The organism is Massilia sp. Root133, from assembly GCF_001426525.1.
In the GTDB taxonomy this organism is placed as follows: domain Bacteria; phylum Pseudomonadota; class Gammaproteobacteria; order Burkholderiales; family Burkholderiaceae_D; genus Telluria; species Telluria orientalis.
This window is the reverse complement of record NZ_LMEW01000017.1, coordinates 13,462-39,060: the sequence shown is the minus strand read 5'-3', so window position 1 is coordinate 39,060 and position 25,599 is coordinate 13,462. Positions and strand designations below refer to the sequence as shown.

Genomic DNA, 25,599 nt, shown 5'->3' with positions numbered 1-25,599 from the left:
CCCGACGGCGGCAAACCGGGAAATCTTTACACCGTCAGGTCTTGGACCAGCGCCGCAGGATGGCGAGGATGACGAGGGCGAACAAGGTCGACAGCAGCGCCGTCGCTTCGCGGCCCATGCCCGCCGCGACGCCGAGGGCGGCCGTCAGCCAGATGCTGGCCGCCGTCGTGAGGCCGCGTACGTCGTTGCGGTCGCGCTGCTTGAGGATCGCGCCGGCGCCGAGGAAGCCGATGCCGGCCGTGACACCCTGCAGCACGCGCGACAGGTCTTCCATCTTCATGCCCGCCTGCAGCGGGATCAGGACGAACAGCGCGGAGCCCAGCGACACGAGCATGTGCGTGCGCAGGCCCGCGGGCGCGCCGACGGATTCGCGCTCCCAGCCCAGCACCCCGCCGAGCACCACCGCCACCAGCAGGCGCACGACGATGCGCACGATGCTCGCGCCGTCGCCGATGTCGGTGAATTCCTCGCGTACCGTGCCCCACACATCGTCCCAGCTCATGTCATCTCCTTCCTGCCGTCTCCTCGATGGCGATGACGATCATGATGCCAGCGCAGCCCTTACGGCGGCGCACGCGCTTACAGCGTATCGAGGAAGGTGCGGATCGCGGCGGTGACGGCCTGCGGCTGGTCGACCATCGCGAAGTGGCGCGACGGCGCGACGGTCACCACCTGCAGTTTCGGCGTGCCTTCCATCAGCGCGCGGTAGTAGTCGGCCTTGGCTGCGGGTGTGAGCCCCTGCTGGCTGCTGTCCAGGTCCAGGTAGGGCACGATCGCCAGCACCGGCGCCTGGATCGCCTTGAGGCCGGGGCGCAGGTCCACGGTCACGACGTCGGCGGCCCATGCGCCGACGGATGCCGGATCGCTGCGCGCCGTCAGCTGGGCCAGCGCGTCGGCCCTGGCCATGTCCATCACGCCGATCGTGCGCATATAACCCTGCTGCTGCTGCGCGAACCGCTCCGGCGGCTGGTTGCCGACCTGGGCGCGCATGCGCTCGGCGAATTGGGCGCGCTGCGGCGGCGTCATGTCTTCTGCGCCGGGCATCACGGGCAGGCCGTCGATGCTGACGATGCCGCCGACCAGCGCCGGCTTGTCCTCGCCGACCGCGAGCGCGAGGATGCCGCCCAGGCTGTGGCCCACGATGACGGGCTTGTCGAGCCGGCGGCTCGCGATCAGCTCCTCGACGGCGGCGCGCGCGGCCGCGAACGGCGCGGGGCCGGCCGGCGGGCGGCCGTCGAAGCCGGGCAAGGTCAGGACGTAGACGGCGTGGTCGGGCGCGAAGGCGCGGATCGTGTCCTGCCACACCCAGCTGCCGCTCGCCAGCCCCGGGATCAGGATCAACGGCCGTCCCTTGCCACCGTGTCGCTCGACCAATACGCCGCCCACTTCGAAGCGCTCGGCCGGCGCGATGGTGGCGGCGTAGCGGTTGGTCGCCGGCGCGGCGTCGGCGGCGCGGCTGTGATGGGCGGTGCTCATGCACAGCGTGACGACGATGGCGGCGAACAGTGTTTTGTTGCGTAAGAGGTTCATGCGGTCTCCTGGTCGGGGAAGAAGATGGTTTCGATCGGTTGTTCGAACAGCCTGGCCAGCGCGAAGGCCAGCGGCAGGCTCGGGTCGTAGCGGCCCGTCTCGATGGCGATGACGGTCTGGCGCGAGACGTCCAGCAGCTCGGCCAGGTGCGCCTGGCTCCAGCCGCGCGCCGCGCGCAGGTCGCGGATGGCGTTCTTCATGATTCGACGGCCCGGCGGGCGCGCAGCGACAGTATGGTGCTCGCGACACCCCAGCTGACGCCCATCACCATCCACACGCTGAACATCGACAGCTTAGGGAAGCCCGCCGTCTCGAGGAAGCCGTAGCTGAACGTGACCGCGCCGGTGATCCCGAACGCGAGCGCCAGGCTTTCCAGGAGACGCATGCGCTGGTATTCGTCGATGCGGGCCACGTGGCGGGCGATGGCGCGGATCATCAGGCAGAAACCGATCATCGGCGACAGCAAGGCGGCAGTGCGCAGCGCCCCGTCGTCCAGCGGGCGGCCGTACCGGATCGACGCGAGCAGCAGTACGACATACACGACGATGGCCGTCAACAATTCGCTGCGGTAGGCCCGGCCGACACGCTTCTCATGCATCACACACCTCCTCATGTAAAGTATGCTTTACATCGTAGGTCGCGTGCAAGGCGATGTCAAGCTTCCTTTACATCCTTTTTTGGCGCCCGTTCGACTACAATGCTCGCCTCCGCGTTTTCTCGTTTCCCTCCCGCGACCGCCATGTCCCAGCCAATCGAAACCCGTCCCCATCGCGCCATCGTCATCGGCGGCGGCCCCGCCGGCCTGATGGCGGCCGAGGTGCTGTCCGCGGGCGGCATCAGCGTCGACGTGTACGATGCGATGCCGTCCGTCGGCCGCAAGTTCCTCCTGGCCGGCAAGGGCGGCATGAACATCACGCATGCGGAACCCCATGACGCGTTCGTCGGCCGCTACGGCGCCCGCGCCGATGCGGTGAAGCCCTGGGTCGAAGCGTTCCCCCCGGCGCAGCTGCGCGAATGGATCCACGGCCTGGGCGTCGATACGTTCGTGGGGACGTCGGGCCGCGTATTCCCGACCGACATGAAGGCCGCGCCGCTGCTGCGCGCGTGGCTGCACCGGCTGCGCGAGGCGGGCGTCGTGTTCCACATGCGCCACCGCTGGACCGGCTGGCGCGACGGCGCCCTCGTGTTCGACACGCCGGCTGGCGAGGCGACCGTGGAGACGGCGGGCGCCGCGACCGTGCTGGCGCTGGGCGGCGCGAGCTGGGCGCGGCTCGGGTCCGACGGCGCGTGGGTGCCGTTGCTGGCCGCGCGCGGCGTGGACGTGGCGCCCCTCGTGCCGGCCAATTGCGGCTTCGACGCCGACTGGTCGGATCACTTCGCGGCGCGTCACGCCGGCGCGCCGCTGACGACGGTCGCGCTGGCGCTGGCCGGCGGCCCGTTCCGCAAGGGCCAGTTCGTCGTCACCGCGACCGGCATCGAGGGCAGCCTCGTGTACGCGCTGTCGGCGGGCATCCGCGACCGCATCGCACAGGACGGCCAGGCGACCGTGCTGCTGGACCTGTTGCCCGACCACGACCCGCAGCGCGTGCTGGACGAAGTGATGCGCCCGCGCGGCACGCGCTCGATGTCCAGCCATCTGCAGAGCCGCCTGGGCATCAAGGGCGTGAAATCGGGGCTGCTGCACGAGTGCCTGGGCAAGGCCGACTACGCGGACCCCGTGAAGCTGGCGCGGGCGCTGAAGGCGTTGCCGCTCGTGCTGAAACGTCCGCGCCCGATCGTCGAAGCGATCAGCAGCGCCGGCGGCGTGCGCTTCGAGGCGCTCGACGGCGCCATGTTGCGCGGCCTGCCGGGCGTGTTCGTGGCGGGCGAGATGGTCGACTGGGAAGCGCCGACGGGCGGCTACCTGTTGACAGCCTGCTTCGGCAGCGGCCGCGCGGCGGGACGCGCGGCGCTGGACTGGCTGCTCAATCGCGCTTGTCGTCGAAGCTGACCGTCGCGCTGCCGTTGCGGCTGACGGAGCGCTCGTCCGGATTGCCGAAGACGCGCGCCTCGCCGCTGCCGGTGAGGTCCGCATGCAGGCGCTTGCGGGCATACACCGCGCTGTCGCCGGAACCTTCCTGCGCGAGGTCGACCTCGTCGGCGCGCAGGTGGCGCGCATCCAGGTCGCCGGACCCGCGCAACTCCGCATGCAGCGCGCGCGTCGAGCCGACGAGCGTGAGGCGGCCGCTGCCGATGACGGCGGCATCCACCGTGTCGCTCGTGCCGCCCGTCAGCTCCATGTCGCCGCTGCCGTGGATCGCGGCCATGATCTCGCGGTAGCGGCCGTTGAAGCGCATGCTGCCGGAACCATCGAGCGCGACGTCGAGGTGGTCGCCGGCGAAGCCGCTGACGGTGTGCTCGCCGCTGCCGTTGATGCTGAGGGATTCCAGCGCCGGCAAGGTGACCGTTACTTCGATCGGGGTCCGGTGGCGCAGCAGGATGCCGCGCGGGCCGATGTGCAGCATGTCGCCGTCGACCGTCGTGTCGATGTTGGCCAGCAGGCGCTGCTCGCCCCGGACTTCCAGCGCCGGCGTCGGGCCCTGGCGCAGGGTGAGATTGACGGGGCCGGACAGGTCGACCTTGGCAACCGGCTGGGCGAGCGTGCGGTGTTCGGTGGTGAGCAGGCGGCCGCCCGGGTTCGACGGGCCGTTCGTACCGTGGGCGCGCAGCATGCTGTACGAGACGCCGATCAGCAGGAAGGCGATGAGGAGCAGGGTGAAGCCGACTTTGAGTAGCGCGCGCATGGTGGCTCAGCTCCCCTTGAGCAGGGAACGGTTCATCTGGAGGTAGCGCTTCAGGCCGACGAAGGTATAGCGCGTGATCACGAGGGACAGCAGGAACAGCGCGATCCCGCCCAGCACGAGGCCGAAGCCGAACAGGGTCTGCGTCGTGCGCGATTCCGCGTCCATCTCCGTGCTGATGCGCACCGTGCTGTCCGCGAGCGCCTCGGCGCTGCGCATGGCGCGCGAGCGCTCCAGGCGGCTGCCCCGGTCGGCCCCGGCGTCCGGGTCGGCGGGCGGCAGCGGGTCCGCGATCTGCGGCCGCTCCTGCGTGACGTTGATGCCGTGGCTGCCGATCTCGATGCGCATCTGGCGCCCGCGCCCGTCGTCGTCGATGGTGACGAAGCGGCTTGGCCAGTCCAGTACGAGTTCGTTGGCGCCGGCCAGGCCGCTCGCGGTCGTCGCGATGCCGGCCAGGTAGAACGTCAGCGCGCACACGTACAGGGCGAACAGCAGCGCCGAGTAGACCATCGCCGGCACGATCATGAACAGGTTGAAGATGGCCAGGCCGACGGCGGATACGGCGACGCGCAGCACGTTGGCCGGGTTGCGCTTTTCGGCGAACCCGTTGGCCGGGTTCTTCTTTTCGGTGAACGCCTCCAGGTGGGCGCTCGCGCGCAGGGTCATGGCGATCCTGGTCGGATCGTCGAGCTCGCGCGCCACGTCCGGCTCGCCCCGTCCGGCAGCGACGCCGTCGACGAAGCGCTGCTCGTAATAGGCCAGTGTCTTGGCCTGGACGTCGGGTGGCAGGCCGAGCATGGCCCGCTTGAGCGCCTCGAGGTATTCCAGTTTGCCCATCGTTACTCCCGGCAGGGCGGTATTAATTTCGGCCCAGCAATAGTATGGCGTTCAGTGCCGGATCGGGCGCCCCGCCCGCGTGCACAAGGATGACCGTCGCGGCCGCCACGACGGCCAGCAGGGCAAGGGTACGTACGCCGAGATGGATGTTCATTTGCATTTCCGCCAACACTCGTTTCGATGTTGACACTGTACGGATCCGGGGCGGCGAGTGCTACCGGTGTGCGACAGGCTGCGGATTTGACGGGGCAGGGCGCACCGAGGCGGGATGACCGGCTGCCCCAGCCCGTCGTTCGCGCGGAGGCGGGACCCCAATTTCCGCGGGCCTGGACGCAGAACTTGGAGGGCTGGTGCATCGCGCCTGCCCGCCTGCGCGGGGATGACGGTATCGAGGCTGCGGGCGACTGGCCGCTCATCGTCCGGCTCCTGTAATGACGCCCGCCGCGGCGACCCCGCTGCGCACCGCCGCCTCCAGCGTGGCGGGATAGTCGCACGCGGTGTAGTCGCCCGCCAGCGCGAGGCCCGGCAGCTCGGTGGCGTTGGCCGGCCGGTCGAGGGCGGGCGAACACGCGAACGTGGCGCGCTTTTCCGTGATCACGCGGCTCCACTCGGGAGACGCGAGGCCCGGCTGTCCGAATGCAGTGGCCAACTGGGCGGCGACGCTCGCCGCCAGCGCTTCCTGGCCGATGTCGCCGGCCGGATCCGCGCCGCTGATCACGACGGCCAATAACCCGTCCTGGCCCGGATCGAGCTGGCCGCGGTCGAACACGAACTGGCCCCAGCGGTTGTCGTGCGGCGCATCGGTCAGCGCGCAGAACGGCAGCGGCAGGCGGACCCCGGCCGCGTATTGCAGGTACACGGTGGCGATCGGTTCATAGGCCAGCGCATCGAGCCGGGAGGCGATGCCAGCGGTGCCGTCCAGAGGCCGCAGCAGCGCCGCCGCCTGCCATGGCGGGGCCGCGAGCACGACGGCGTCGAACGTCTGCACGTCGGCGCCCGCGCGCACGCGCCACGTGCCGCCGTCGGGGCCGAGCGCATCGATGCGGCGGCCCGTGTGCACGGCGGCGCCGCGGCTTTCCAGGTAGCGGCGCGCCGCTTGCGGGAACAGGGCGTCCAGCAGCACGCGCGGAATCAGCATGTCGGACGCGGCCCGTTTTGCGCCCAGGCTGTCTCGCAGCACGGCCAGGAAGACCTGCGCGGACGCGCGTTCCGGCGGCGTGTTCAGCGCGGCGAGGCACAGCGGGCGCCACATCAGGCGATTCAGGTGTTCGGTCTGGTCGTAGCGGACAAGCAGTTCCGCCACGCTGCAATCGGTGTGCAGCTGCCAGCCCATCCAGCGCGCGGTCGTCGTGAAGCGGGCGAGGGCCAATTTGTCGGCGCGGTCCAGCCCACGGGCGCGCAGCAGGGCGACGAGCATGTGCAGCGGCGCGGGCAGGCGCGGGGCGACGAAGTCCATGCCGTCGGCGCCCGCCGGGTAGCGCATCTGCAGTGGGAGCCGCAACAGCGCCTGTTTCGGGTCGACCCCGACGCGGCGCATCAGGCGCAACGTATCCGCATAGGCGCCCAGCATGATGTGCTGGCCGTTGTCGAGCAGGCGCCCGTTCGTCTCGATCGCGCGGGCGCGGCCGCCCAGGGTGCGCGCCGCTTCGAACAGGGTGACGCCGCAGCCCGCGTCCAGCAGCGCGACGGCCGCCGCGCAGCCGGCCCAGCCGCCGCCGACGATGGCAACCCGCTTGTTATCCGCGGACATAGGTCTTCCACGCGAGCCACAGCTTGCGCAGCGGCGTCAGGGAGATCTTCTGGGTGAGGACGTGGAAACCGTCGCGCTCGATCTCGTCGAGCAGCGTGCGGTAGATGGCGGCCATCATGAGGCCGGGGCGCTGCGCGCGCCGGTCTTCCTGCGGCAGCAGCGCGAACGCGTCGTCGTACAGCTGTTGCGCGCGGGCGGCCTGGAATGTCATCAGCGCTTCGAACTTTTCGCTGTGGCGCGCGTTCAGCAGGTCGGCCGCCGTCACGCCAAACTGCTGCAGTTCGTTGACCGGCAGGTAGATGCGGCCCTTGCGCGCATCCTCGCCCACGTCGCGGATGATGTTCGTGAGCTGGAACGCGAGGCCCAGCGTCTCCGCGTACTTCAAGGTCTGCGGATTGGTCACCCCGAAGATGCTGGCCGACAGGATCCCGACGACGCCCGCCACGTGCCAGCAGTATTTCTTCAGGTTCGGGTAGTCGAGGTAGCGCGACTGGTCGAGGTCCATCTCCATGCCGTCGATGATGGCCTGCAGGTGTTCCTGTTTCAGGTCGTACGGCTGGATGTGCGGCTTCAGCGCCAGGATCACGGGATGCGTGGGCGTGCCCGAATACATCTGCGTGACCTCGTTGCGCCACCATGCGAGCTTGATGCGCGCGACCGACTGGTCGGTGGCGTCGTCGACCGTGTCGTCGACTTCCCGGCAGAATGCGTACAGCGCCGTGATCGCCCTGCGGCGCTCGGGTGGCAGGAACAGGAAGCTGTAGTAGAAGCTGGAGCCGCTTTGCGCGGTCTTTTGTTGGCAGTAGTCGTCGGGGGACATAATTAGGTTGTTATTGCGCGGAGCAAGTCCGCTATCTTAGCCGATGAGGCGTCACATACGTAGTGCGCGCCAGCCTACCGTGAGCCAGTCGAGGCGTTTCAGGCGCGGACGGCGCCGGAACACGTCGTAATCCACGCGTTCGATCGCTTCCAGGATGCGCAGGCCGCCCTGGACGACCATCCGTAACTCCCAGCCGATGCGGCCCGGCAGGCGCGTGGCCAGCGGCGCGCCTTCCAGCATCAGCGCGCGCGCCCGGTCCACCTCGAAGCGCATCAGTGCGCGCCAGGCGGGGCCCATGCGGCTCTCCTCGATGACGTCCTGGGTCACGCCGAAGCGAACCAGGTCGTCCAGGGGCAGGTAAATGCGGCCCTTGGCGATGTCGATGGCGACGTCCTGCCAGAAGTTGATCAACTGGAGCGACGTGCAAATGGCGTCGGACTCGCGCAGGCTCGTCGCATCGTCGACGCCGTACAGGCCCAGCATCAGGCGCCCGACGGGATCGGCGGAGCGGCGGCAGTAATCCAGCAGGTGCGGGAAATCCGGGTAGCGCGTCGTGACGACGTCCTGCTTGAAGGCCGAGAGCAGGTCGCGCAGCGGCTGCATGGGCAGCCTGTATTCCGCCAGCACGGCGGCGAGGCGCTGGAACATGGGCTCGGCCGGGGGCGTGCCGGCCGCGATGCCGTCCAGCGCCGCCTCGTACGCCTGCAGGGCGGCCAGGCGTTCGGCCGGGCTGGCGTCGCCCTCGTCGGCGAGGTCGTCGGCGCTGCGGGCGAACGCATAGATCGCCTCCACCGCGGGCACGAGGCGGCGGGGGAGGAGGATCGACGCGACAGGGAAGTTTTCGTAATGGTCGACGGCCATGCGGCTCTGTAGATTGCTGACTCTAAAGTCATTTACTGGCGATAATTGCATGATTATAATTGCTTGGTTAAATCCACGACAGTGCCTCGCCGTCCCGGCCGGGCCACCATGAGGAAACCAATGCGTGCCATTTCGTTCGCCCTTCCTTTGATCCTGGTCCTGGCCAGCGGCGCATTGACGCTCACCTTGACAGGCTGCTCCCGCAACGACACCCGCGCCGAAGACGTACGCCCCGTGCGTGCCCTGACGCTCGCGACGGGCACGGTCGGCTCGTCGGCGGAATTTTCCGGCGACGTCCGCCCCCGTTACGAATCCCGCCTCGGTTTCCGCGTCGGCGGCAAGATCAGCGCCCGCAAGGTGGACGTGGGCACGGTCGTCAAGCGCGGCCAGGTGCTGATGCAGCTCGATCCGCAAGATCTGCGCCTCGGCCAGGCCCAGGCCCAGGCGAACCTGCGCGCGGCGCAAACGACGTACGAGCTGGCGCGCGCCGACCTGAAGCGCTACCAGGACCTGCGCAGCCAGAACTTCGTCAGCCAGGCCGTGCTCGACCAGAAAGTGGCGGCTGCGCGCTCGGCGCAGGCGAACGTGGAGGCGGCCCGCGCCGCGTCGAGCGAGCAGGCCAACCAGACCGGTTACGCGAACCTCGTGTCCGACACGGACGGCGTCGTGACGGGCATCGATGCGGAAGTGGGCCAGGTCGTGCAGGCCGGCACCCCCGTCGTGCGCGTGGCGCGGACGGACGAGAAGGAAGTGGTGATCGGCGTGCCGGAAGACCAGGTCGACGAATTGCGCAAGGTGAGCGACGTGAAAGTCCGGCTATGGGCGGATCCGGACCGCAGCATCCCGGGCAAGATCCGCGAAGTGGCGCCGGTGGCCGATCCCGCCACGCGCACGTACACCGTGAAAGTGGCGATCCCGGCGCAGGACGACATCCGCCTCGGCATGACGGCGGTCGTGCAGCTGGCGCACGCGGACACGGGCGCCGCGATCAAGGTGCCGCTGTCCGCGCTGTACCAGAACAAGGGCGCGACGTCGGTGTGGGTGATCGAGAACGGCGCCGTGCACCTCGTGCCCGTGCAGGTGGGCGGGGTATCCGGCAACGACGTGGTGCTGGCGGGCGGCGTGAAGGCGGGCCAGACGGTCGTCACGGCGGGCGTGCACCTGCTCAAGCCGGGCCAGAAAGTGAAAGTGCTGACGGCCGACGTCGCGCGCCGTGGCGATGCCGAGGCCGAAGCGGCCGGTGCCCGGGGGGCACCGGTCGGGGGCCCTCAAGAGGTTGTGAAATGAGAGGCTTCAACCTGTCGCGCTGGGCGCTGGAGCACATCCCGCTGACCCGCTACCTGATCGCCGCGCTGCTCATCGGCGGCATCATCAGCTACGGCAAACTGGGCCAGGACGAGGACCCGCCGTTCACTTTCCGCGTGATGGTCATGACGGCGTACTGGCCGGGCGCCACGTCCGTGCAGATGGCCCAGCAGGTGGCCGACAAGCTCGAACAGAAGCTGCAGGAGACGCCGCACATCGACAAGCTGCGCAGCTTTTCCAAGCCGGGTGAGACGACGATCATCATCGAGTTGAAGGAATCCACGCCGCCGGCGGAGGTGCAGGGCGTCTGGTACCAGGTGCGCAAGAAGGTCGGCGACATCGCGGGGACCCTGCCGCCCGGCGTGATCGGGCCGTTCTTCAACGACGAATTCGGCGACACCTACGGCTCCATCTTCGCGCTGTCCGGCGATGGTTTTACCTATGCCGAGATGCGCGACTACGCCGACTTCGTGCGCCAGCAGCTGCTCGCCGTGCCGCTCGTCTCGAAGGTCGAGCAGTTCGGCGTTCAGCAGGAAAAGGTCAACATCCTGTTCTCGCAGCAGAAGTTCGCGCAGCTGGGCATCCCGTTCGAGCAGATCGTGAACCAGATCGCCACGCAGAACGGCATCGAATCGGCCGGCGTGCTCGTGACGCCGCTGGAAAACCTGCAGGTGCGCGTGACCGGCGGCCTGAAGACCGCCAAACAGCTCGGAGACCTGAGCCTGCGCGCGGGGAACACGACGTTCCGCCTCGGCGATTTCGCCAGAGTCGAGCGCGCGTACGAGGATCCGCCGCACGACAAGATGCGCTTCAACGGCAAGGATGTGATCGGCCTGGGTGTGTCGATGGAGAAGGGCGGCAATATCATCGAGCTGGGCAAGGGCCTCGAGCAGACGGTCGAGCGCATCCGCCGCCAACTGCCCGTCGGCATCGAACTGGAGCGCGTGTCGAACCAGCCCGCGGCCGTCACGGCGTCCGTCAGCGAATTCATGCACAGTCTCATCGAGGCCGTCGTCGTCGTGCTGGTCGTGTCGTTCGTCGCGCTGGGCCTGCACACGAAGCCGAAGCTGCGCCTGGACGTGCGCCCCGGCCTCGTCGTCGCGCTGACGATTCCGCTGGTGCTGGCGATTACGTTCCTGTTCATGCGCGTGTTCGACATCTCACTGCACAAGATCTCGCTGGGGGCGCTGATCATCGCCCTGGGCCTGCTCGTGGACGACGCGATTATCGCCGTGGAGATGATGGTGCGTAAGATGGAAGAGGGCATGTCGCGCTTCGACGCGGCCACGTTCGCGTACACGTCGACCGCGTTCCCCATGCTGACCGGCACGCTGATCACGGCGGCCGGCTTCCTGCCGATCGGCCTCGCCAAATCGGCGGCCGGCGAGTACACGTTCTCGATGTTTTCCGTGAACGCGATCGCGCTGCTCGTGTCGTGGGTCGTCGCCGTGACGTTCACGCCCTACATCGGTTTCATCCTCCTGCGGGTGAAACCGCACGGAGAAGGGCACCACGACGTGTTCGACACGCCGATGTACCAGCGCTTCCGCCGTCTCGTCGACCGCTGCGTGGAATGGCGCAAGACGACGATCGTGCTGTCGCTGGCCGTGTTCTTCCTCGGCGTGTTCGGCTTCAAGTTCATCGAGAAGCAGTTCTTCCCGGATTCCAGCCGTCCGGAACTGATGGTCGAGATGTGGGCGCCGGAAGGGACGAGCTTCGCCGTCAACGAGGCGCTGGCCAAGAAATTCGAGGCATTCGCCCGCGCGCAGCCGGAAACGGACAGCGTGACGTCGTACATCGGCACGGGCAGCCCGCGCTTCTACCTGCCGCTGGACCAGATCTTCCCGGCGTCGAACGTGTCGCAATTCGTCGTGCTGCCGAAGAACGTGCACCAGCGCGATGCGCTCAAGCGCAAGATCGAAGACAAGTTCAAGTCGGATTTCCCCGAAGTGCGGGGCCGCGTAAAACTGCTGCCGAACGGACCGCCCGTGCCTTACCCCGTGCAGTTCCAGGTGATGGGACCGGACATCGGCGTCGTGCGCAAGGTCGCCGACCAGGTCAAGGAGATCATGATCGCCAACCCGAACACGGTGGGCGTGAACGACAACTGGAACGAGTCCGTCAAGGTGCTGCGGCTGGAGCTTGACCAGGACAAGATGCGCGCGCTGGGCGTCACGTCGCAGACCGTGCGCCGCACGATCGCCACCCTCCTTTCCGGGACGACGGTGGGCCAGTTCCGCGAGAGCAACCGCCTGATCGACATCGTGGTGCGCCAGCCGCTGGACGAGCGCTCGAACATGTCCGTGCTCGCCAACACGAACGTGCCGACGCCCTCGGGCAGGGCCGTGCCGCTGTCGCAGCTGGCGCGCATCGAATTCGTGTGGGAGCCGGGCGTCGTGCAGCGCTACGGGCGCGAATGGGCGATCATGGTCCAGTCGGACGTCGTCGAAGGCGTGCAGGGGCCGACCGTGTCCGACCAGGTCAATGCGAAACTGGACGTCCTGCGGGCGAAGCTGCCGGCCGGCTACCGCATCAAGCTGGAAGGCGCGGCCGCGAACAGTTCGACCGCGGAGGAGTCCATCTCGGCGAACGTGCCGCTGGTGCTGTTCATCGTGTTCACGCTGCTGATGCTGCAGCTGCACAGCTTCTCGCGCGCCGTGATGGTGTTCCTGACCGGGCCGCTGGGCATCGCCGGTGCCGCGATGGGGCTGCTGGTGTTCAACGCGCCGTTCGGCTTCGTCGCGAACCTCGGCGTGATCGCGCTGTTCGGCATGGTGGTGCGCAATTCCGTCATCCTCGTCGACCAGATCGAAAAGGACATCGCGGCCGGGCATCCTGCCTGGGAAGCCATCGTGGAAAGCGCCGTGCGGCGGTGCCGGCCGATCCTGCTGACGGCGGCCGCGGCGGCGCTGGCGATGATCCCGCTGTCCCGTTCCGTGTTCTGGGGCCCGATGGCGATCGCGATCATGGGTGGATTATTGGTCGCCACGGCGCTCACGCTGTTGTTCCTGCCGGCGCTGTATGCGGCATGGTTCCGGGTAAAGCGGCCCGTGCGTGCGCGGGAGGCGGCTCTAAATCCTTGAAATATCGGGCGATTCACTACGATTTAAAATCTGCCCAATGGTGTCAGAAAATCCAGTAAAATATCGGGTTGAAGTTGTAGCCCCTAGACATTGGATTCAGGGCGGCCGGTTTCATTGTCGGGCGCCCTTTGTTTTTGTGGCAAGATCAGCAATCCTGCGCGAGGATGGCGAAATTGGTAGACGCACCAGGTTTAGGTCCTGACGCCAGCAATGGTGTAGGGGTTCGAGTCCCCTTCCTCGCACCACGAACAATTATTTTTTTGGACGATTTTTACAATGGCAACTGCAGTCGAAAACCTGGGTAAACTCGAGCGTCGCTTGACTCTCTCTTTTCCGCTGAGCGACGTACGTACGGAAGTTGAAAAGCGCCTCAAGAAGCAGGCCAAGACCGCGCGTGCTCCGGGCTTCCGTCCGGGCAAGGTGCCGCTGAAGATGGTGGCGGCCCAGTACGGCTACCAGATCGAATCCGACGTGCTGAACGACAAAGTTGGCCAGGCATTCAACGACGCCGCCAACGAAGCCCAGCTGCGCGTTGCCGGCATGCCGAAAATCGAGCCGAAGCAGGACGCACCGGAAGGCATGCTGGCCTTCGACGCGACCTTCGAGATCTATCCGGAAGTGTCGCTGCCGGGCCTGGAGGGGATCGAGATCGAGACCGTCAAGACCGACGTGACCGACGCCGAGATCGACAAGACCATCGACATCCTGCGCAAGCAGCGCGTGCATTACCACACCAAGGGCGAAGCCGGTGAGCACGGTGACGGCGGCGAGCCGGTCGCAGCGAACGGCGACCGCGTGACCGTCGACTTCGTCGGCGTCATCGACGGCGTCGAATTCCCGGGCGGCAAAGCCGAAGACTATGCATTCGTTCTGGGCGAAGGCCGCATGCTGCCGGAATTCGAAGCCGCGACCGTCGGCCTGAAAGTGGGCGAGAGCAAGACCTTCCCGCTGGCATTCCCGGAAGACTACCATGGCAAGGACGTGGCCGGTAAAACCGCCGAGTTCACCATCACGCTGAAGAAGCTGGAATGGGCGCACCTGCCGGAAGTCGACGCCGAGTTCGCCAAGACGCTGGGCATCGAAGACGGCAGCATCGAGAAGATGCGCGAAGACATCAAGGTCAACCTGGAGCGTGAAGTCAACGCCCGCATCAAGGCCCGCAACAAGGAAGCCGTGATGGACGCCCTGGTCAAGCACACCGAAATGGACGTGCCGAAGGTCATGATTGAGCAGGATTCGCAGCGCCTGGCCGAGCAGACCCGCCAGGACATGGCCCAGCGCGGCATGGACGTGCAGAGCCTGCCGTTCCCGGCCGACCTGTTCGCCACCAAGGCCGAGCGCCGCGTGCGCCTGGGCCTGATCCTGTCGCAGCTGGTCTCGGAAAACAACCTGCAAGCGACGCAAGAGCAGGTGAAGGCCCAGATCGAAGACTTCTCGCAGAGCTACGAAGATCCGAAGGAAGTCCTGAAGTACTACTACAGCGACCGTCGCCGCTTGGGCGAAGTGGAAGCTCTTGTATTGGAAGAAAACGTCGTTAACTATGTGCTCGGCAAGGCAAAGGTGACGACCAAGGACATCGCCTTTGACGAGCTGATGGGAAGCGCTGCTCAGGCGTAACTCCTTGATGAAGCCGTACGACATTCTCACGAGAAATCTGCGATAGTGCGGCTTCGTAACTCTTCGAAAGGAATTGACAGGTATGAATCGTAATCCGGCATTGGATACCCAAGCCCTCGGCCTCGTGCCGATGGTGATCGAGCAGAGCGGCCGCGGCGAGCGTGCCTACGACATCTACTCGCGCCTGCTGAAGGAGCGCGTGATTTTCCTGGTCGGTCCTGTCAACGACCAGATGGCCAACCTCATCGTGGCCCAGCTGCTGTTCCTGGAAAGCGAGAATCCGGACAAGGACATCTCGCTGTACATCAACTCGCCGGGTGGTTCCGTGTCGGCCGGCCTCGCCATCTTCGACACGATGAACTTCATCAAGCCCGACGTGTCGACGCTGTGCACCGGCCTGGCCGCCTCGATGGGCGCGTTCCTGCTGGCCGCCGGCGCCAAGGGCAAGCGCTTCTCGCTGCCGAACTCGCGTGTCATGATCCACCAGCCGTCCGGTGGCTCGCAGGGCATGGCGTCGGACATCGAGATCCAGGCCAAGGAAATCCTGTACCTGCGCGAACGCCTGGCCCGCATCATGGCGGACAACACCGGCCAGACGATCGAACAGATCCACAAGGATACCGATCGCGACCGTTTCATGTCGAGCGAAGAGGCCGTGGAATATGGTCTCATCGACAAGGTTCTGACGAACCGCGGCTGAGGTTAAACCGCGCGGTTTTCGAGATCGCGTGGTGCTCTCGACAACTGTTGCTCAAATACGCCCGGACGCGACAGCGCTTCGGGCGTTTTGTTTTCAAATCGGGTAGCATGGTGTCGTGCGCACTTGTTGCGCCCTCGTATTAGCGTTATATTCATAGCAATTCAACTGAAACCTGCCCCATGTCAGACAAAAAATCCTCTAGCGGCGAAAAACTCCTGTACTGCTCGTTCTGCGGCAAGAGCCAGCACGAGGTCAAGAAGCTCATCGCAGGACCTTCGGTCTTCATCTGCGACGAGTGCATCGACTTGTGCAATGACATCATCCGCGACGAGACCTCGAACGTCGAGTCGGTGGCGGGCGCCAAGTCCGACCTGCCGACTCCGCACGAGATCGCCGAACTGCTCGATCAATATGTCATCGGCCAGCAGACGGCGAAGCGCATCCTGTCGGTGGCGGTCTACAACCATTACAAGCGCCTGAAGCACCTGGGCAAGAAGGACGACGTCGAGCTGGCCAAGAGTAATATCCTGCTGGTCGGCCCCACCGGTTCCGGCAAGACCCTGCTGGCCCAGACCCTGGCGCGCATGCTGAACGTCCCGTTCGTGATCGCCGACGCGACCACGCTGACGGAAGCTGGCTATGTCGGCGAGGACGTCGAGAACATCATCCAGAAGCTGCTGCAGAGCTGCAACTACGAAGTCGAAAAGGCCCAGCGCGGCATCGTCTACATCGACGAGATCGACAAGATTTCGCGCAAGTCCGACAACCCGTCCATCACCCGCGACGTGTCGGGCGAGGGCGTGCAGCAGGCGCTGCTGAAGCTGATCGAAGGCACGATGGCGTCGGTGCCCCCGCAGGGCGGCCGCAAGCATCCGAACCAGGATTTCGTGCAGATCGACACGACGAACATCATGTTCATCTGCGGCGGCGCATTCGACGGCCTGGACAAGATCATCCAGAACCGTTCAGAAAAGAGCGGCATCGGCTTCGCGGCCAGCGTCAAGAGCCAGACGCAGCGTTCCGTCAGCGACATCCTGCTGGAAGCGGAACCGGAAGACCTGATCAAGTTTGGCCTGATTCCGGAACTTGTTGGCCGTCTGCCTGTCGTAGCTACCCTGAGCGAGCTCACGGAAGAGGCTTTGATCCAGATCCTGGTCGAGCCGAAGAACGCCCTCATCAAGCAGTATTCGAAACTGCTCGATATGGAAGGCGCCGAACTGGAAATCCGCCCGGCGGCCCTGCACGCGATTGCCAAGAAGGCATTGGCGCGCAAGACCGGCGCACGTGGCCTCCGTTCGATCCTGGAACACGCTCTGCTCGACGTGATGTATGAATTGCCGAGCCAGCAAAATGTCGTGAAAGTCGTCATCGATGAAAATACGATCACGAATGGCGCGAAACCTTTGCTGATTTACAGCGAATCGCCGAAGGCTGCAGGCGAGAACTGAAAATTTGCTGAAAATTTCCGGGCGCAAACACAACAAAGGTATTGAATCGCTGAGTTGAGACGGTACAATCAATCTCAACAAAAGACGGCTTCAATCGAAAAGCCACTCGCGGCCGATGCTGTGAAGTGGCTTTTTTATTTGAATTCAGGACTTTTGTAGAAACGGCTAGTATTCGTATCAAGTTAAAGTTTTTTTACTTGTAGAAAATATTTCCGGGCCGGTATTGTGTTTCGACAGTGTGCTCCCACATCGTCTACACGCTTTCTATAAGGTATGCCATGACAACTTCCAAATTGACCGAGCAAATGACGCTGCCGCTGCTGCCCCTGCGCGACGTGGTGGTGTTCCCGCATATGGTGATACCGCTGTTCGTCGGCCGCCCGAAATCCATCAAGGCGCTCGAGGCCGCCATGGAACAGGGTAAGAGCATCATGCTCGCAGCCCAAAAGGCCGCTGCCAAGGACGAGCCTTCCGCCGCAGACATCTACGAGATCGGCTGCGTGGCCAATATTCTGCAAATGCTGAAGCTGCCGGACGGCACCGTGAAGGTGCTGGTCGAAGGCGCGCAGCGTGCCCGTATCAATCACATCAACGACGGTCCCAGCCATTTCATCGCTGACTTGACCCCAATCAATTCGGAAATCGGCGACGATTCCGAAGTCGAGGCGATGCGCCGTGCGATCGTCCAGCAGTTCGACCAGTACGTCAAACTGAACAAGAAAATCCCGCCCGAGATCCTGGCTTCGCTGGCCGGTATCGACGACGCCGGCCGCCTGGCCGATACCGTCGCCGCCCACCTGCCGCTGAAACTCGAGCAGAAACAGGTCATCCTGGAAATCTTCAACGTCGCCAAGCGCCTGGAGCATCTGCTCGGCCAGCTGGAAGGCGAGCTCGACATCCTGCAGGTCGAAAAGCGCATCCGCGGCCGCGTCAAGCGCCAGATGGAGAAATCGCAGCGCGAGTACTACCTGAACGAACAGGTCAAGGCCATCCAGAAGGAACTGGGCGAGGGCGAAGAGGGCGCCGACATCGAGGAACTCGAGAAGAAAGTCATCGCCGCCAAGATGCCGAAGGAAGCCCTGGACAAGGCCCAGGCCGAGATCAAGAAGCTCAAGCTGATGTCGCCGATGTCGGCCGAGGCCACCGTCGTGCGCAACTATATCGACACGCTGGTGTCGCTGCCGTGGAAAAAGAAATCCAAGGTCACGATCGACCTGGAAAAGGCCCAGGAAGTCCTGGAAGCCGACCACTACGGCCTCGACAAGATCAAGGAACGCATCCTCGAATACCTCGCGGTGCAACAGCGCGTCGACAAGCTGAAGGCCCCGATCCTGTGCTTCGTCGGTCCTCCGGGCGTCGGTAAGACGTCGCTGGGCGAATCGATCGCCCGCGCGACCAACCGCAAGTACGTCCGCATGGCGCTGGGCGGCGTGCGCGACGAAGCCGAGATCCGCGGCCACCGCCGTACCTATATCGGCTCGATGCCGGGCAAGGTGCTGCAGTCGCTGGCGAAGGTCGGCGTGCGCAACCCGCTGTTCCTGCTCGACGAGATCGACAAGATGGGCGCGGACTTCCGCGGCGACCCGTCGTCGGCCCTGCTCGAAGTGCTGGATCCGGCGCAGAACCACACGTTCTCGGACCATTACGTCGAGGTGGACTTCGACCTGTCGGACGTGATGTTCGTGGCGACGTCGAACTCGTTCAACATCCCGCCGGCCCTGCTGGACCGGATGGAAGTGATCCGCCTGTCGGGTTACACCGAGGACGAGAAGACGAGCATCGCGCAGCGCTACCTGCTGCCGAAGCAGATCAAGGCGAACGGCCTGAAGGATGAAGAGATCAAGGTCGACGAAGCCGCGATCCGCGACATCATCCGCTACTACACCCGCGAAGCCGGTGTGCGTTCGGTCGAGCGCGAAATCTCGAAGATCTGCCGCAAGGTCGTCAAGATGCTGCTGCTCAAGAAGGACAGCAAGCGCGTGATCGTGTCGTCGAAGAACCTGGATAAATTCCTGGGTGTCCGCCGCTACGACTTCGGCGTGGCCGAGAAGGAAAACCAGATCGGCCAGGTGTCGGGCCTCGCCTGGACGGAAGTCGGCGGCGACCTGCTGACGATCGAAGCCGTGCAGGTGCCGGGTAAAGGTGCCGTCATCCGTACCGGTACGCTGGGCGACGTGATGAAGGAATCGATCGAAGCGGCCCGCACCGTGGTCCGCAGCCGTGCAGCGCGCCTGGGCATCAAGAACGAGGTGTTCGAGAAGACCGACATCCACGTTCACTTGCCGGAAGGCGCGACGCCGAAGGACGGTCCGTCCGCCGGCATCGGCCTGACGACGGCGCTGGTGTCGGTGTTCACCGGTATCCCGGTCCGTGCCGACGTGGCGATGACGGGCGAGATCACGTTGCGCGGTGAAGTCCTGCCGATCGGCGGCCTGAAGGAAAAGCTGCTGGCGGCCCAGCGCGGCGGCATCAAGACCGTCCTGATCCCCGAGCAGAACGTGAAGGATCTCGCGGACATTCCTGACAACGTCAAGAACAAGCTCGAGATCGTCCCGGTGCGCTGGATCGAGAAGGTGCTGGAAGTGGCACTGGAACGCCAGCCGGAACCGATCGTCGACGTGCCGGCGGTAGCGGCGTCCTCGTCGTCGGTGACGACCGCCGCGAGTGACGGCCAGGGCGGCGTCGTCAAGCACTGAACCTGCTGGGCAGCGTGAAATACGGCACCTTCGGGTGCCGTTTTTTTATGTCGTGCTGTTGCTCGTGCGTTACTTGACACAACGCATTGTCGGCTTGTTTAATACGCCCTTGCGGTTTTTGCCGACCGTCAATCCGACCCGGTCGCGCATGCCGTGTCCAGAACGCACAACGAGGGAAGAAAGTGAACAAAACTGAACTGATCGAAGAAATCGCGAAGTCCGCGGACCTGACCAAAGCTTCTGCGGCGCGCGCCCTCGATGCCATGATCGACGCTGTGACCAACACGCTGAAGAACAACGACAGCGTCACGCTGGTCGGTTTCGGCACGTTCACCGTCGGCGAGCGCGCCGCACGCACGGGCCGCGATCCGCGCACGAAGGAAGCCATCAAGATCAAGGCGGCCAAGGTCCCGAAATTTAAGGCTGGTAAAGCACTGAAAGATGCAGTAAACTAATGCCTCCGCTGCGCTGACACGCAGCAGGACGCTGCTGGATTCCAGTCAGTCGAGTAGCACCCAGTATTTCGTGGAGCGGTAGTTCAGTTGGTTAGAATACCGGCCTGTCACGCCGGGGGTCGCGGGTTCGAGCCCCGTCCGCTCCGCCACGAATCGCAAGCCTTGTCGGGCTTCGATTTTGCGGTTGCGAAATACAAGAATTCGGAGCGGTAGTTCAGTTGGTTAGAATACCGGCCTGTCACGCCGGGGGTCGCGGGTTCGAGCCCCGTCCGCTCCGCCAAGATACTGAAAAAGAGGCGAACCTAGGTTCGCCTTTTTTTTTAAGTTTTTCGATAACGCATTTTCAACCTTGATTGGCTGACCATGTTTGAATTTATCCGTACTCACCAGCGCCTGATGCAGTTCTTCCTGCTGCTGCTGATCGTTCCGTCGTTCGTTCTGGTGGGCGTCAGCAGCTACAACGAACGCGGCAGCAACGATGGTGTGGCGACCGTGGACGGGAAGAAGATCACCCAGCAGGAGTGGGAAGCCGCCCAGCGCCGCCAGCTGGACCAGGCCCGCCAGATGATGGGCGAGCAGTTCGACCAGAAACTGTTCGAGACGCCGGAAGCGAAGCAGGCCGTGCTCGACCAGCTCGTGGCCGAGCGCGCCATCAACGCCGAGATCATCCGCAACCACCTGACGGTGAGCGACGCCGCGCTGCAGAAGGCGATCCTCGGGATCCAGGCATTCCGCAAGGAAGACGGCACGTTCGACATGGACCGCTACAAGGCCGCACTGGCTGCGCAGGGCATGACGCCGGACATGTTCGACCAGCGCATGCGCCACGACCTGGCCGTGCAGCAGCTCGTCGGTTCCGTCCAGCAGACCGCGTTCGCGCCGCGTACCGTCGCCAACCGCCTGTCGGACATCAACGACGAAGAGCGCGAAGTGCAGGAGCAGCTGTTCCCGGCTGCGAACTACGTTGCGCAGGTCAAGGTCACGGATGATATGGTGAAGGCCTATTACGACAAGAACGCGGCGCTGTTCCAGGTGCCGGAATCCGTCAAGGCCGAGTACGTCGTGTTCGATGCGTCCGCCGTCGAGAAGCAGGTCAACGTGTCTGACGCCGACATCGCCGACGCGTACAACAAGAACAAGGCGCGCTTCACCACGCCGGAAAAGCGTACCGCCAGCCACATCCTGATCAACGTAAAGAAGGGCGCCTCGGCCGCCGAGGACGCCGCCGCGAAGGCCAAGGCGCAGGCTGTCCTGGATGAAGTCCGCAAGAACCCGAACGACTTCGCGAAGATCGCCAAGGCGCAATCGCAGGATCCGGGCTCGGCCGAGCTGGGCGGCGACCTGGGCGTCGTGCAGAAAGGCGTGTTCGTCAAGCCCGTCGAAGACGCGATCTACGGCCTGAAGGAAGGCGAAGTCAGCGGTCTCGTCCGTTCGGAATTCGGCTACCACATCGTCAAGATCACGAAGATCGTGCCGGAAACGCAGAAGTCGCTGGAAGAGGCGAAGCCGGAAATCCTTGCCGAGCTGAAGAAGGCGAAGATGTCGGCGAAGTACACGGAACTGGCGGAAACCTTCCGCAACACCGTGTACGAGCAGGCGGACAGCCTGAAGCCGGTCGCCGACAAGCTGGGCCTGACGATCCAGACCGCCGAAGGCCTGACCCGTGCGCCGAACCCGGCCCTGGGCGCGTCGCCGGTCAACAATCCGAAATTCCTGGAAGCGATCTTCGGCAGCGACGCGGTGAAGAACAAGCGCAACACGGACGCCGTCGAAGTGGCGCCGGGTACGCTGGTCGCGGGCCGCGTCGTGGAATTCAAGCCGGCGACCAAACGTCCGCTGGCCGACGTCGAAGCCGCCATCCGCCAGCGCGTGACGCAGGAAGAAGCGGCCAAGCTGGCACGCCAGGCCGGCGAAGCGAAACTGGCCGCCGCCAAGGCATCGGGCGATACCGCCGGCTTCGGCGAAGCGAAGATCGTGGCGCGCACGAAGCAGCCGACGATCAACGAAACGGCCGCGGTCGCCGTGCTGAAGGCGGACGCGAGCAAGCTGCCGGCCTATGTCGGCGTCGACATCCCGGGCGTGGGCTATGGCGTCTACCGCATCAACAAGGTGAGCCAGCCGGCCCAGCCGGACGTGGCGCGCCGCAAGCAGGAAGCGGAACAGATCGGCCGCGCCGTCGGCAATGCCGAGACCTATGGCTTCGTCGAAGCGCTGAAGCACAAGGCGAAGGCGAAGATCAACGTCAAGCCTGCCGATCTCGGCGCCAAGTCCGAATAATTCCGGACGCGTCATCGACAGCCCGGCCGCGCGAGCGGACCGGGCTTTTTCTTTGCAGCACCGTTACAATCGCGGTTCGATCGACAACGCAAGGACGACCCCATGACTGTCACCTGGACCGACACGCTCGACAACGTGGACTGGAACGAACTCTCCGAGCTGTATCGCAAGGCCCCGCTCGGCAACAAGTCGCCGGAGCGCCTGAAGACGGTGTTCGGCAACAGCATGTTCCGCCGTTTCGGCTACGAGGACGGCGTACTGGTCGCGGCAGGACGTGCGCTGGCCGACGGCCTCGACTGTTCCTATATCTGCGACGTGGCGATCCTGCCCAGCCACCAGGGGCGCGGCCTGGGGGACGCGCTGATCGCGCACCTCGTCGAGTGCTCGCGCGGGCACGCGAAGATCATCCTGTATTCGGTACCCGGCAAGGAAGGGTTTTATGCGCGCTACGGCTTCCGGCGCATGACGACGGCGATGGCCGTGTTCCAGGATCCGGTCAAGGCCACCGCGCAGGGCTATCTCGCGCAGGAATGAGTCAATACTGCTTGTACGGCAGGAATTTGCCTGACAGGATCACGTTGACCCGGTCGCCTTTCGGATCGGGCGCGCGCACGATGTCCATGTGGAAGTCGATGGCGCTCATGATGCCGTCGCCAAACTCTTCGTGGATCAGTTCCTTGACCGTCGTGCCGTAGACGTTGACGATCTCGTACCAGCGGTAGATCAGCGGATCGGTCGGGACGGCCGTCGGCAGCGAACCCTTGTACGGGACCACCTGCAGCCATTTGCACTCTTCGTCGGTCAGGCCGAAGATGTCGCCGAGGATGGCCGCCTGTTCGGCCGAGGCGGTCATCTGGCCCAGGCACAGCGCGGTCGTCCATTCCTTCGACTGGCCGACCCTGCCGGCCACGTCTTCCCATCTGATGCCTTTGGCTACCTTGGCGCTGACGATTTTCTCGGTGACATCCATGCGGTTCATCGCGTTCCCCTCGTGTGCGGTTCAGGAGAGAGACACGCAGCAAGAGCCGTGCCAGTCCTAGCCGTGCAGATGCCGCGCGGCCGCGATGAAGTCGTCCTTCGAGATGCCCGGCAAGGTCAGCGCCTCGGCCTGCGGGTAGTGCACGAAATTCCGGTCGATCGAGCGCAGGTAGGCGGGGTCGTAGTGCTCGACGAGCAGCTGGTCGACGAGCGCCGGCATCTGCCCCGTATTGGCCATCTGGTGCCACGTTTCGATGCGCGCGCGGCCGTGCAGTTGCACCAGATGGTCCAGCTGCGCATTCAATGCGCCCGGGTCGGCGCAGAAGTGGTGGTAGTCTTCCATCAGCAGCTGCACCCGATGGGGACGGTCCAGCTGCAGCGAAATGCAGGGCGCGGCGCGCATGCGTTCCATGACTACCTCAGGCACGCGCAGGTTGCCCACCTTCTTGCTCTCCGATTCCACGAACACGGGCCTGGACGGATCGAAGCGGCGCAGCTTGTCCCAGATGCGCGTCTCGAACATCTTCTGGCTCGGCTGCGGCTCGCCCGGCAGGTGGCCGAGGACGGAGCCGCGGTGCGCGGCGAGGCGCTCCAGGTCGAGCACCTGCGCGCCGATGGATTCCAGCGTTTCGAGCAGGCGGCTCTTGCCGCTGCCCGTCGTGCCGCAAATGACCCGGAAATCCAGCGCCGGCGGGTTTTCCAGCGCGGCCGCGACGTAGGCGCGATACGCCTTGTAGCCGCCGTCGAGCTGCACGACGGGCCAGCCGATCTTGGCGAAGATCAGGGCCATCGAGCCGCTGCGGTTGCCGCCGCGCCAGCAGTAGACGAGCGGTTTCCAGTCTTTCGGCTTGTCGGCGAACAGCGTCTCGACGTAGCGCGCGATGTTCTGCGCGACGAGCGGGGCGCCGATCTTCTTCGCCTCGAAGGCGCCGACCTGCTTGTACGTGGTGCCGACGAGGACGCGCTGCGCGTCGTCCAGCGTGGGGCAATTGATGGCGCCCGGGATGCGGTCGAGCGCGAACTCGGACTCGCTGCGCGCGTCGATGATGGTGTCGAACTGGTCGAGCATGGGCAGGACGTCGTCGACGCCGAGGACTGCGGGGTATTTCATTATCGTTTGACGAGAGGCGCGAATTGCGGCCAGATGTTGTTGAGGATGGTCGGATGGGCGGTCGCGAGCGGGTGCATGCGGTCGGCCTGGAAGTTTGCCGCGTCTTGCGCGACGCCGTCCAGCATGAACGGCACCAGCGGCACTTTGTATGTACCGGCGAGGTCCTTGTACATGCCGGCGAAGCGTTCGGTGTAGGCGCGGCCGTAGTTGGGCGGCATGCGCATGCCGACGAGCAGGACCTTGGCCTTGTTCTGCTGCGCGAGCTGGATCATCGTGCGCAGGTTGTCCGCGGCGGCCGGCACGCTCAGGCCGCGCAGGCCGTCGTTCGCGCCCAGTTCCAGCACGACGACGTCTGGCTTGTGCTGCTGCAGCAGGACGGGCAGGCGCGTGCGGCCGCCGCTCGTCGTCTCGCCGCTGATGCTGGCGTTGACGATGTGCGCGTCGATCTTCTCGGCCTTCAGGCGCTGTTCCAGCAGGGCGACCCAGCCGGTGCCGCGCGCGAGGCCGTATTCGGCGGACAGGCTGTCGCCCACCACGAGCACGGTTTTTGGGGCAGAATAGGCGCTCCCCGCCGCGGTCATGCCAAGCACCGCGACGGCAGCGATCGTCCATTTCCTGAGTAAAGCAAGCATGCGTGATATTCCCGAGGCGTCAAAAGGCAGTTCAAGTGTGAGCGGAACGGCAAGGCCGGCCATCGAGGTCCGCGGCCTGTCGAAGCGCGTGGCGGATGCCAGCGGCGAGCTCACGATCCTGCACGAGGTGGATTTTACCGTGCAACCGGCCGAGACGCTCGCCCTCGTCGGCGCTTCCGGCTCCGGCAAGTCCACCTTGCTCGGCCTGCTGGCCGGCCTCGATACGCCATCGTCGGGCCAGGTCCTGCTCGACGGTACGGATATCTTCGCCCTCGACGAGGATGGCCGCGCCGCGTTCCGCAAGGCGAAGCTGGGCTTCGTGTTCCAGTCGTTCCAGTTGCTCGGGCACCTGAACGCGCTGGAAAACGTGATGCTGCCGCTGGAACTGCGGGGCGACGCGGACGCGCGCGCGAAGGCCGAGGCGATGCTGGGCCGCGTGGGCCTGTCGAGCCGCCTGCGCCACTATCCGAAGTACCTGTCGGGCGGCGAGCAGCAGCGCGTGGCGCTGGCCCGCGCGTTCGTCACCGAACCGCCGCTGCTGTTCGCCGACGAGCCCACGGGCAGTCTCGATGCCGCCACCGGTGAAGCCGTCATCCAGCTGATGTTCGAATTGAATCGCGAGCGCGGCTCGACCCTTGTCCTCGTCACCCACGATCCCGCGATGGCCGCGCGCTGCGGCCGCACGCTGACGATCGCGGCGGGCCGCCTGGTCGTGTAAC

24 protein-coding genes and 3 tRNA genes are annotated in these 25,599 nt (G+C 65.3%); 14 read left to right on the top strand and 13 right to left on the bottom strand.

Going from position 1 to position 25,599, the window contains the following annotated elements; all coding sequences use genetic code 11:
- Positions 1-34 precede the first annotated feature (34 nt).
- The 4 genes from ASD28_RS15270 to ASD28_RS15255 all read right to left on the bottom strand — a co-directional run bounded on the left by ASD28_RS15270 (position 35) and on the right by ASD28_RS15255 (position 2,128).
- A complete protein-coding gene (locus ASD28_RS15270) occupies positions 35-502 on the bottom strand; it encodes an MgtC/SapB family protein (RefSeq protein WP_056129476.1) in 468 nt (155 codons plus the stop codon).
- A gap of 77 nt (positions 503-579) precedes the next feature.
- Entirely contained in the window at positions 580-1,530 is a 951-nt protein-coding gene (locus tag ASD28_RS15265; protein ID WP_229412118.1) for an alpha/beta fold hydrolase, read from the bottom strand.
- Positions 1,527-1,730, bottom strand: a complete 204-nt coding sequence (locus ASD28_RS15260) for a helix-turn-helix transcriptional regulator (RefSeq protein ID WP_056129474.1) — start codon at positions 1,728-1,730, stop codon at positions 1,527-1,529. Before ASD28_RS15260 ends, ASD28_RS15265 begins: the two co-directional genes overlap by 4 nt.
- Positions 1,727-2,128, bottom strand: coding sequence for a hypothetical protein (locus ASD28_RS15255; RefSeq protein ID WP_156403779.1), 402 nt, complete (start codon positions 2,126-2,128; stop codon positions 1,727-1,729). Before ASD28_RS15255 ends, ASD28_RS15260 begins: the two co-directional genes overlap by 4 nt.
- A 141-nt stretch (positions 2,129-2,269) precedes the next feature.
- Between ASD28_RS15255 and ASD28_RS15250 the strand changes: the two genes are divergently transcribed.
- Positions 2,270-3,520: a TIGR03862 family flavoprotein gene (locus ASD28_RS15250; RefSeq protein WP_056129461.1), complete on the top strand. Its 1,251-nt coding sequence runs from the start codon at positions 2,270-2,272 to the stop codon at positions 3,518-3,520.
- Here the strand turns inward: ASD28_RS15250 and ASD28_RS15245 are convergent.
- From ASD28_RS15245 to hpnC, 6 genes are all read right to left on the bottom strand, one after another.
- On the bottom strand, positions 3,495-4,313 hold the full coding sequence (locus ASD28_RS15245; RefSeq protein WP_056129457.1) for a head GIN domain-containing protein: 819 nt from the start codon (positions 4,311-4,313) through the stop codon (positions 3,495-3,497). The two genes, ASD28_RS15250 and ASD28_RS15245, sit on opposite strands and share 26 nt — an antisense overlap.
- Positions 4,314-4,319: 6 nt before the next feature.
- On the bottom strand, positions 4,320-5,147 hold the full coding sequence (locus ASD28_RS15240; protein WP_056129454.1) for a DUF1700 domain-containing protein: 828 nt from the start codon (positions 5,145-5,147) through the stop codon (positions 4,320-4,322).
- Between the two features lie 22 nt (positions 5,148-5,169).
- The gene (locus tag ASD28_RS33090; protein WP_267873824.1) at positions 5,170-5,301 is read right to left on the bottom strand and encodes a hypothetical protein; all 132 of its coding nucleotides are present in this window, start codon (positions 5,299-5,301) and stop codon (positions 5,170-5,172) included.
- A gap of 258 nt (positions 5,302-5,559) precedes the next feature.
- Positions 5,560-6,897, bottom strand: coding sequence for a hydroxysqualene dehydroxylase HpnE (gene hpnE, locus ASD28_RS15230; protein WP_056129448.1), 1,338 nt, complete (start codon positions 6,895-6,897; stop codon positions 5,560-5,562).
- On the bottom strand, positions 6,884-7,717 hold the full coding sequence (gene hpnD / locus ASD28_RS15225) for a presqualene diphosphate synthase HpnD (protein WP_056129443.1): 834 nt from the start codon (positions 7,715-7,717) through the stop codon (positions 6,884-6,886). Before hpnD ends, hpnE begins: the two co-directional genes overlap by 14 nt.
- Before the next feature lie 51 nt (positions 7,718-7,768).
- Entirely contained in the window at positions 7,769-8,578 is an 810-nt protein-coding gene (gene hpnC, locus ASD28_RS15220; protein WP_056129440.1) for a squalene synthase HpnC, read from the bottom strand.
- A gap of 120 nt (positions 8,579-8,698) precedes the next feature.
- Here hpnC and ASD28_RS15215 point away from each other — a divergent pair, with 120 nt between their 5' ends.
- The 12 genes from ASD28_RS15215 to ASD28_RS15160 all read left to right on the top strand — a co-directional run bounded on the left by ASD28_RS15215 (position 8,699) and on the right by ASD28_RS15160 (position 22,693).
- Complete coding sequence (locus ASD28_RS15215) at positions 8,699-9,865, top strand: efflux RND transporter periplasmic adaptor subunit (RefSeq protein ID WP_082577269.1); 1,167 nt, start codon at positions 8,699-8,701, stop codon at positions 9,863-9,865.
- On the top strand, positions 9,862-12,966 hold the full coding sequence (locus tag ASD28_RS15210) for an efflux RND transporter permease subunit (protein WP_056129437.1): 3,105 nt from the start codon (positions 9,862-9,864) through the stop codon (positions 12,964-12,966). The genes ASD28_RS15215 and ASD28_RS15210 overlap by 4 nt, the downstream gene beginning before the upstream one ends.
- Positions 12,967-13,124: 158 nt before the next feature.
- Positions 13,125-13,211 (top strand) — tRNA-Leu (locus ASD28_RS15205).
- Between the two features lie 31 nt (positions 13,212-13,242).
- Positions 13,243-14,583: a trigger factor gene (gene tig / locus ASD28_RS15200; RefSeq protein WP_056129435.1), complete on the top strand. Its 1,341-nt coding sequence runs from the start codon at positions 13,243-13,245 to the stop codon at positions 14,581-14,583.
- Between the two features lie 82 nt (positions 14,584-14,665).
- A complete protein-coding gene (gene clpP / locus ASD28_RS15195; protein ID WP_166861694.1) occupies positions 14,666-15,283 on the top strand; it encodes an ATP-dependent Clp endopeptidase proteolytic subunit ClpP in 618 nt (205 codons plus the stop codon).
- Between the two features lie 179 nt (positions 15,284-15,462).
- On the top strand, positions 15,463-16,731 hold the full coding sequence (gene clpX / locus ASD28_RS15190; RefSeq protein ID WP_056129433.1) for an ATP-dependent Clp protease ATP-binding subunit ClpX: 1,269 nt from the start codon (positions 15,463-15,465) through the stop codon (positions 16,729-16,731).
- 278 nt (positions 16,732-17,009) lie between these two features.
- Positions 17,010-19,427 carry an endopeptidase La gene (lon, locus tag ASD28_RS15185; protein ID WP_056129431.1) on the top strand — a complete coding sequence of 806 codons (2,418 nt, stop codon included), beginning with the start codon at positions 17,010-17,012 and terminating at the stop codon, positions 19,425-19,427.
- A 131-nt stretch (positions 19,428-19,558) separates the two neighbouring features.
- Entirely contained in the window at positions 19,559-19,882 is a 324-nt protein-coding gene (locus tag ASD28_RS15180) for an HU family DNA-binding protein (RefSeq protein WP_160410885.1), read from the top strand.
- Positions 19,883-19,954: 72 nt separating this feature from the next.
- Positions 19,955-20,031, top strand: a tRNA-Asp gene (locus ASD28_RS15175).
- Positions 20,032-20,085: 54 nt separating this feature from the next.
- A tRNA-Asp gene (locus ASD28_RS15170) sits at positions 20,086-20,162 on the top strand.
- 83 nt (positions 20,163-20,245) lie between these two features.
- Complete coding sequence (locus tag ASD28_RS15165; RefSeq protein WP_082577270.1) at positions 20,246-22,159, top strand: SurA N-terminal domain-containing protein; 1,914 nt, start codon at positions 20,246-20,248, stop codon at positions 22,157-22,159.
- 102 nt (positions 22,160-22,261) lie between these two features.
- Positions 22,262-22,693: a GNAT family N-acetyltransferase gene (locus tag ASD28_RS15160; protein WP_056129425.1), complete on the top strand. Its 432-nt coding sequence runs from the start codon at positions 22,262-22,264 to the stop codon at positions 22,691-22,693.
- A gap of 1 nt (position 22,694) precedes the next feature.
- On the opposite strand, the gene cynS is transcribed toward ASD28_RS15160, so the two are convergent.
- Genes cynS through ASD28_RS15145 form a run of 3 tightly spaced genes read right to left on the bottom strand, consistent with a single transcriptional unit; the run spans position 22,695 to position 24,880 of the window.
- Positions 22,695-23,138, bottom strand: a complete 444-nt coding sequence (cynS, locus tag ASD28_RS15155; protein WP_056129422.1) for a cyanase — start codon at positions 23,136-23,138, stop codon at positions 22,695-22,697.
- A 57-nt stretch (positions 23,139-23,195) separates the two neighbouring features.
- Positions 23,196-24,248 (bottom strand): tRNA 2-selenouridine(34) synthase MnmH, encoded by a 1,053-nt coding sequence (gene mnmH / locus ASD28_RS15150; RefSeq protein WP_056129421.1) that lies wholly within the window; start codon positions 24,246-24,248, stop codon positions 23,196-23,198.
- Complete coding sequence (locus ASD28_RS15145; protein ID WP_056129420.1) at positions 24,248-24,880, bottom strand: arylesterase; 633 nt, start codon at positions 24,878-24,880, stop codon at positions 24,248-24,250. The genes mnmH and ASD28_RS15145 overlap by 1 nt, the downstream gene beginning before the upstream one ends.
- On the opposite strand from ASD28_RS15145, the gene ASD28_RS15140 reads away from it, so the two are divergent.
- A complete protein-coding gene (locus tag ASD28_RS15140) occupies positions 24,879-25,598 on the top strand; it encodes an ABC transporter ATP-binding protein (RefSeq protein WP_056129416.1) in 720 nt (239 codons plus the stop codon). The genes ASD28_RS15145 and ASD28_RS15140 overlap by 2 nt on opposite strands.
- The last annotated feature ends 1 nt before the right edge of the window (position 25,599 follow it).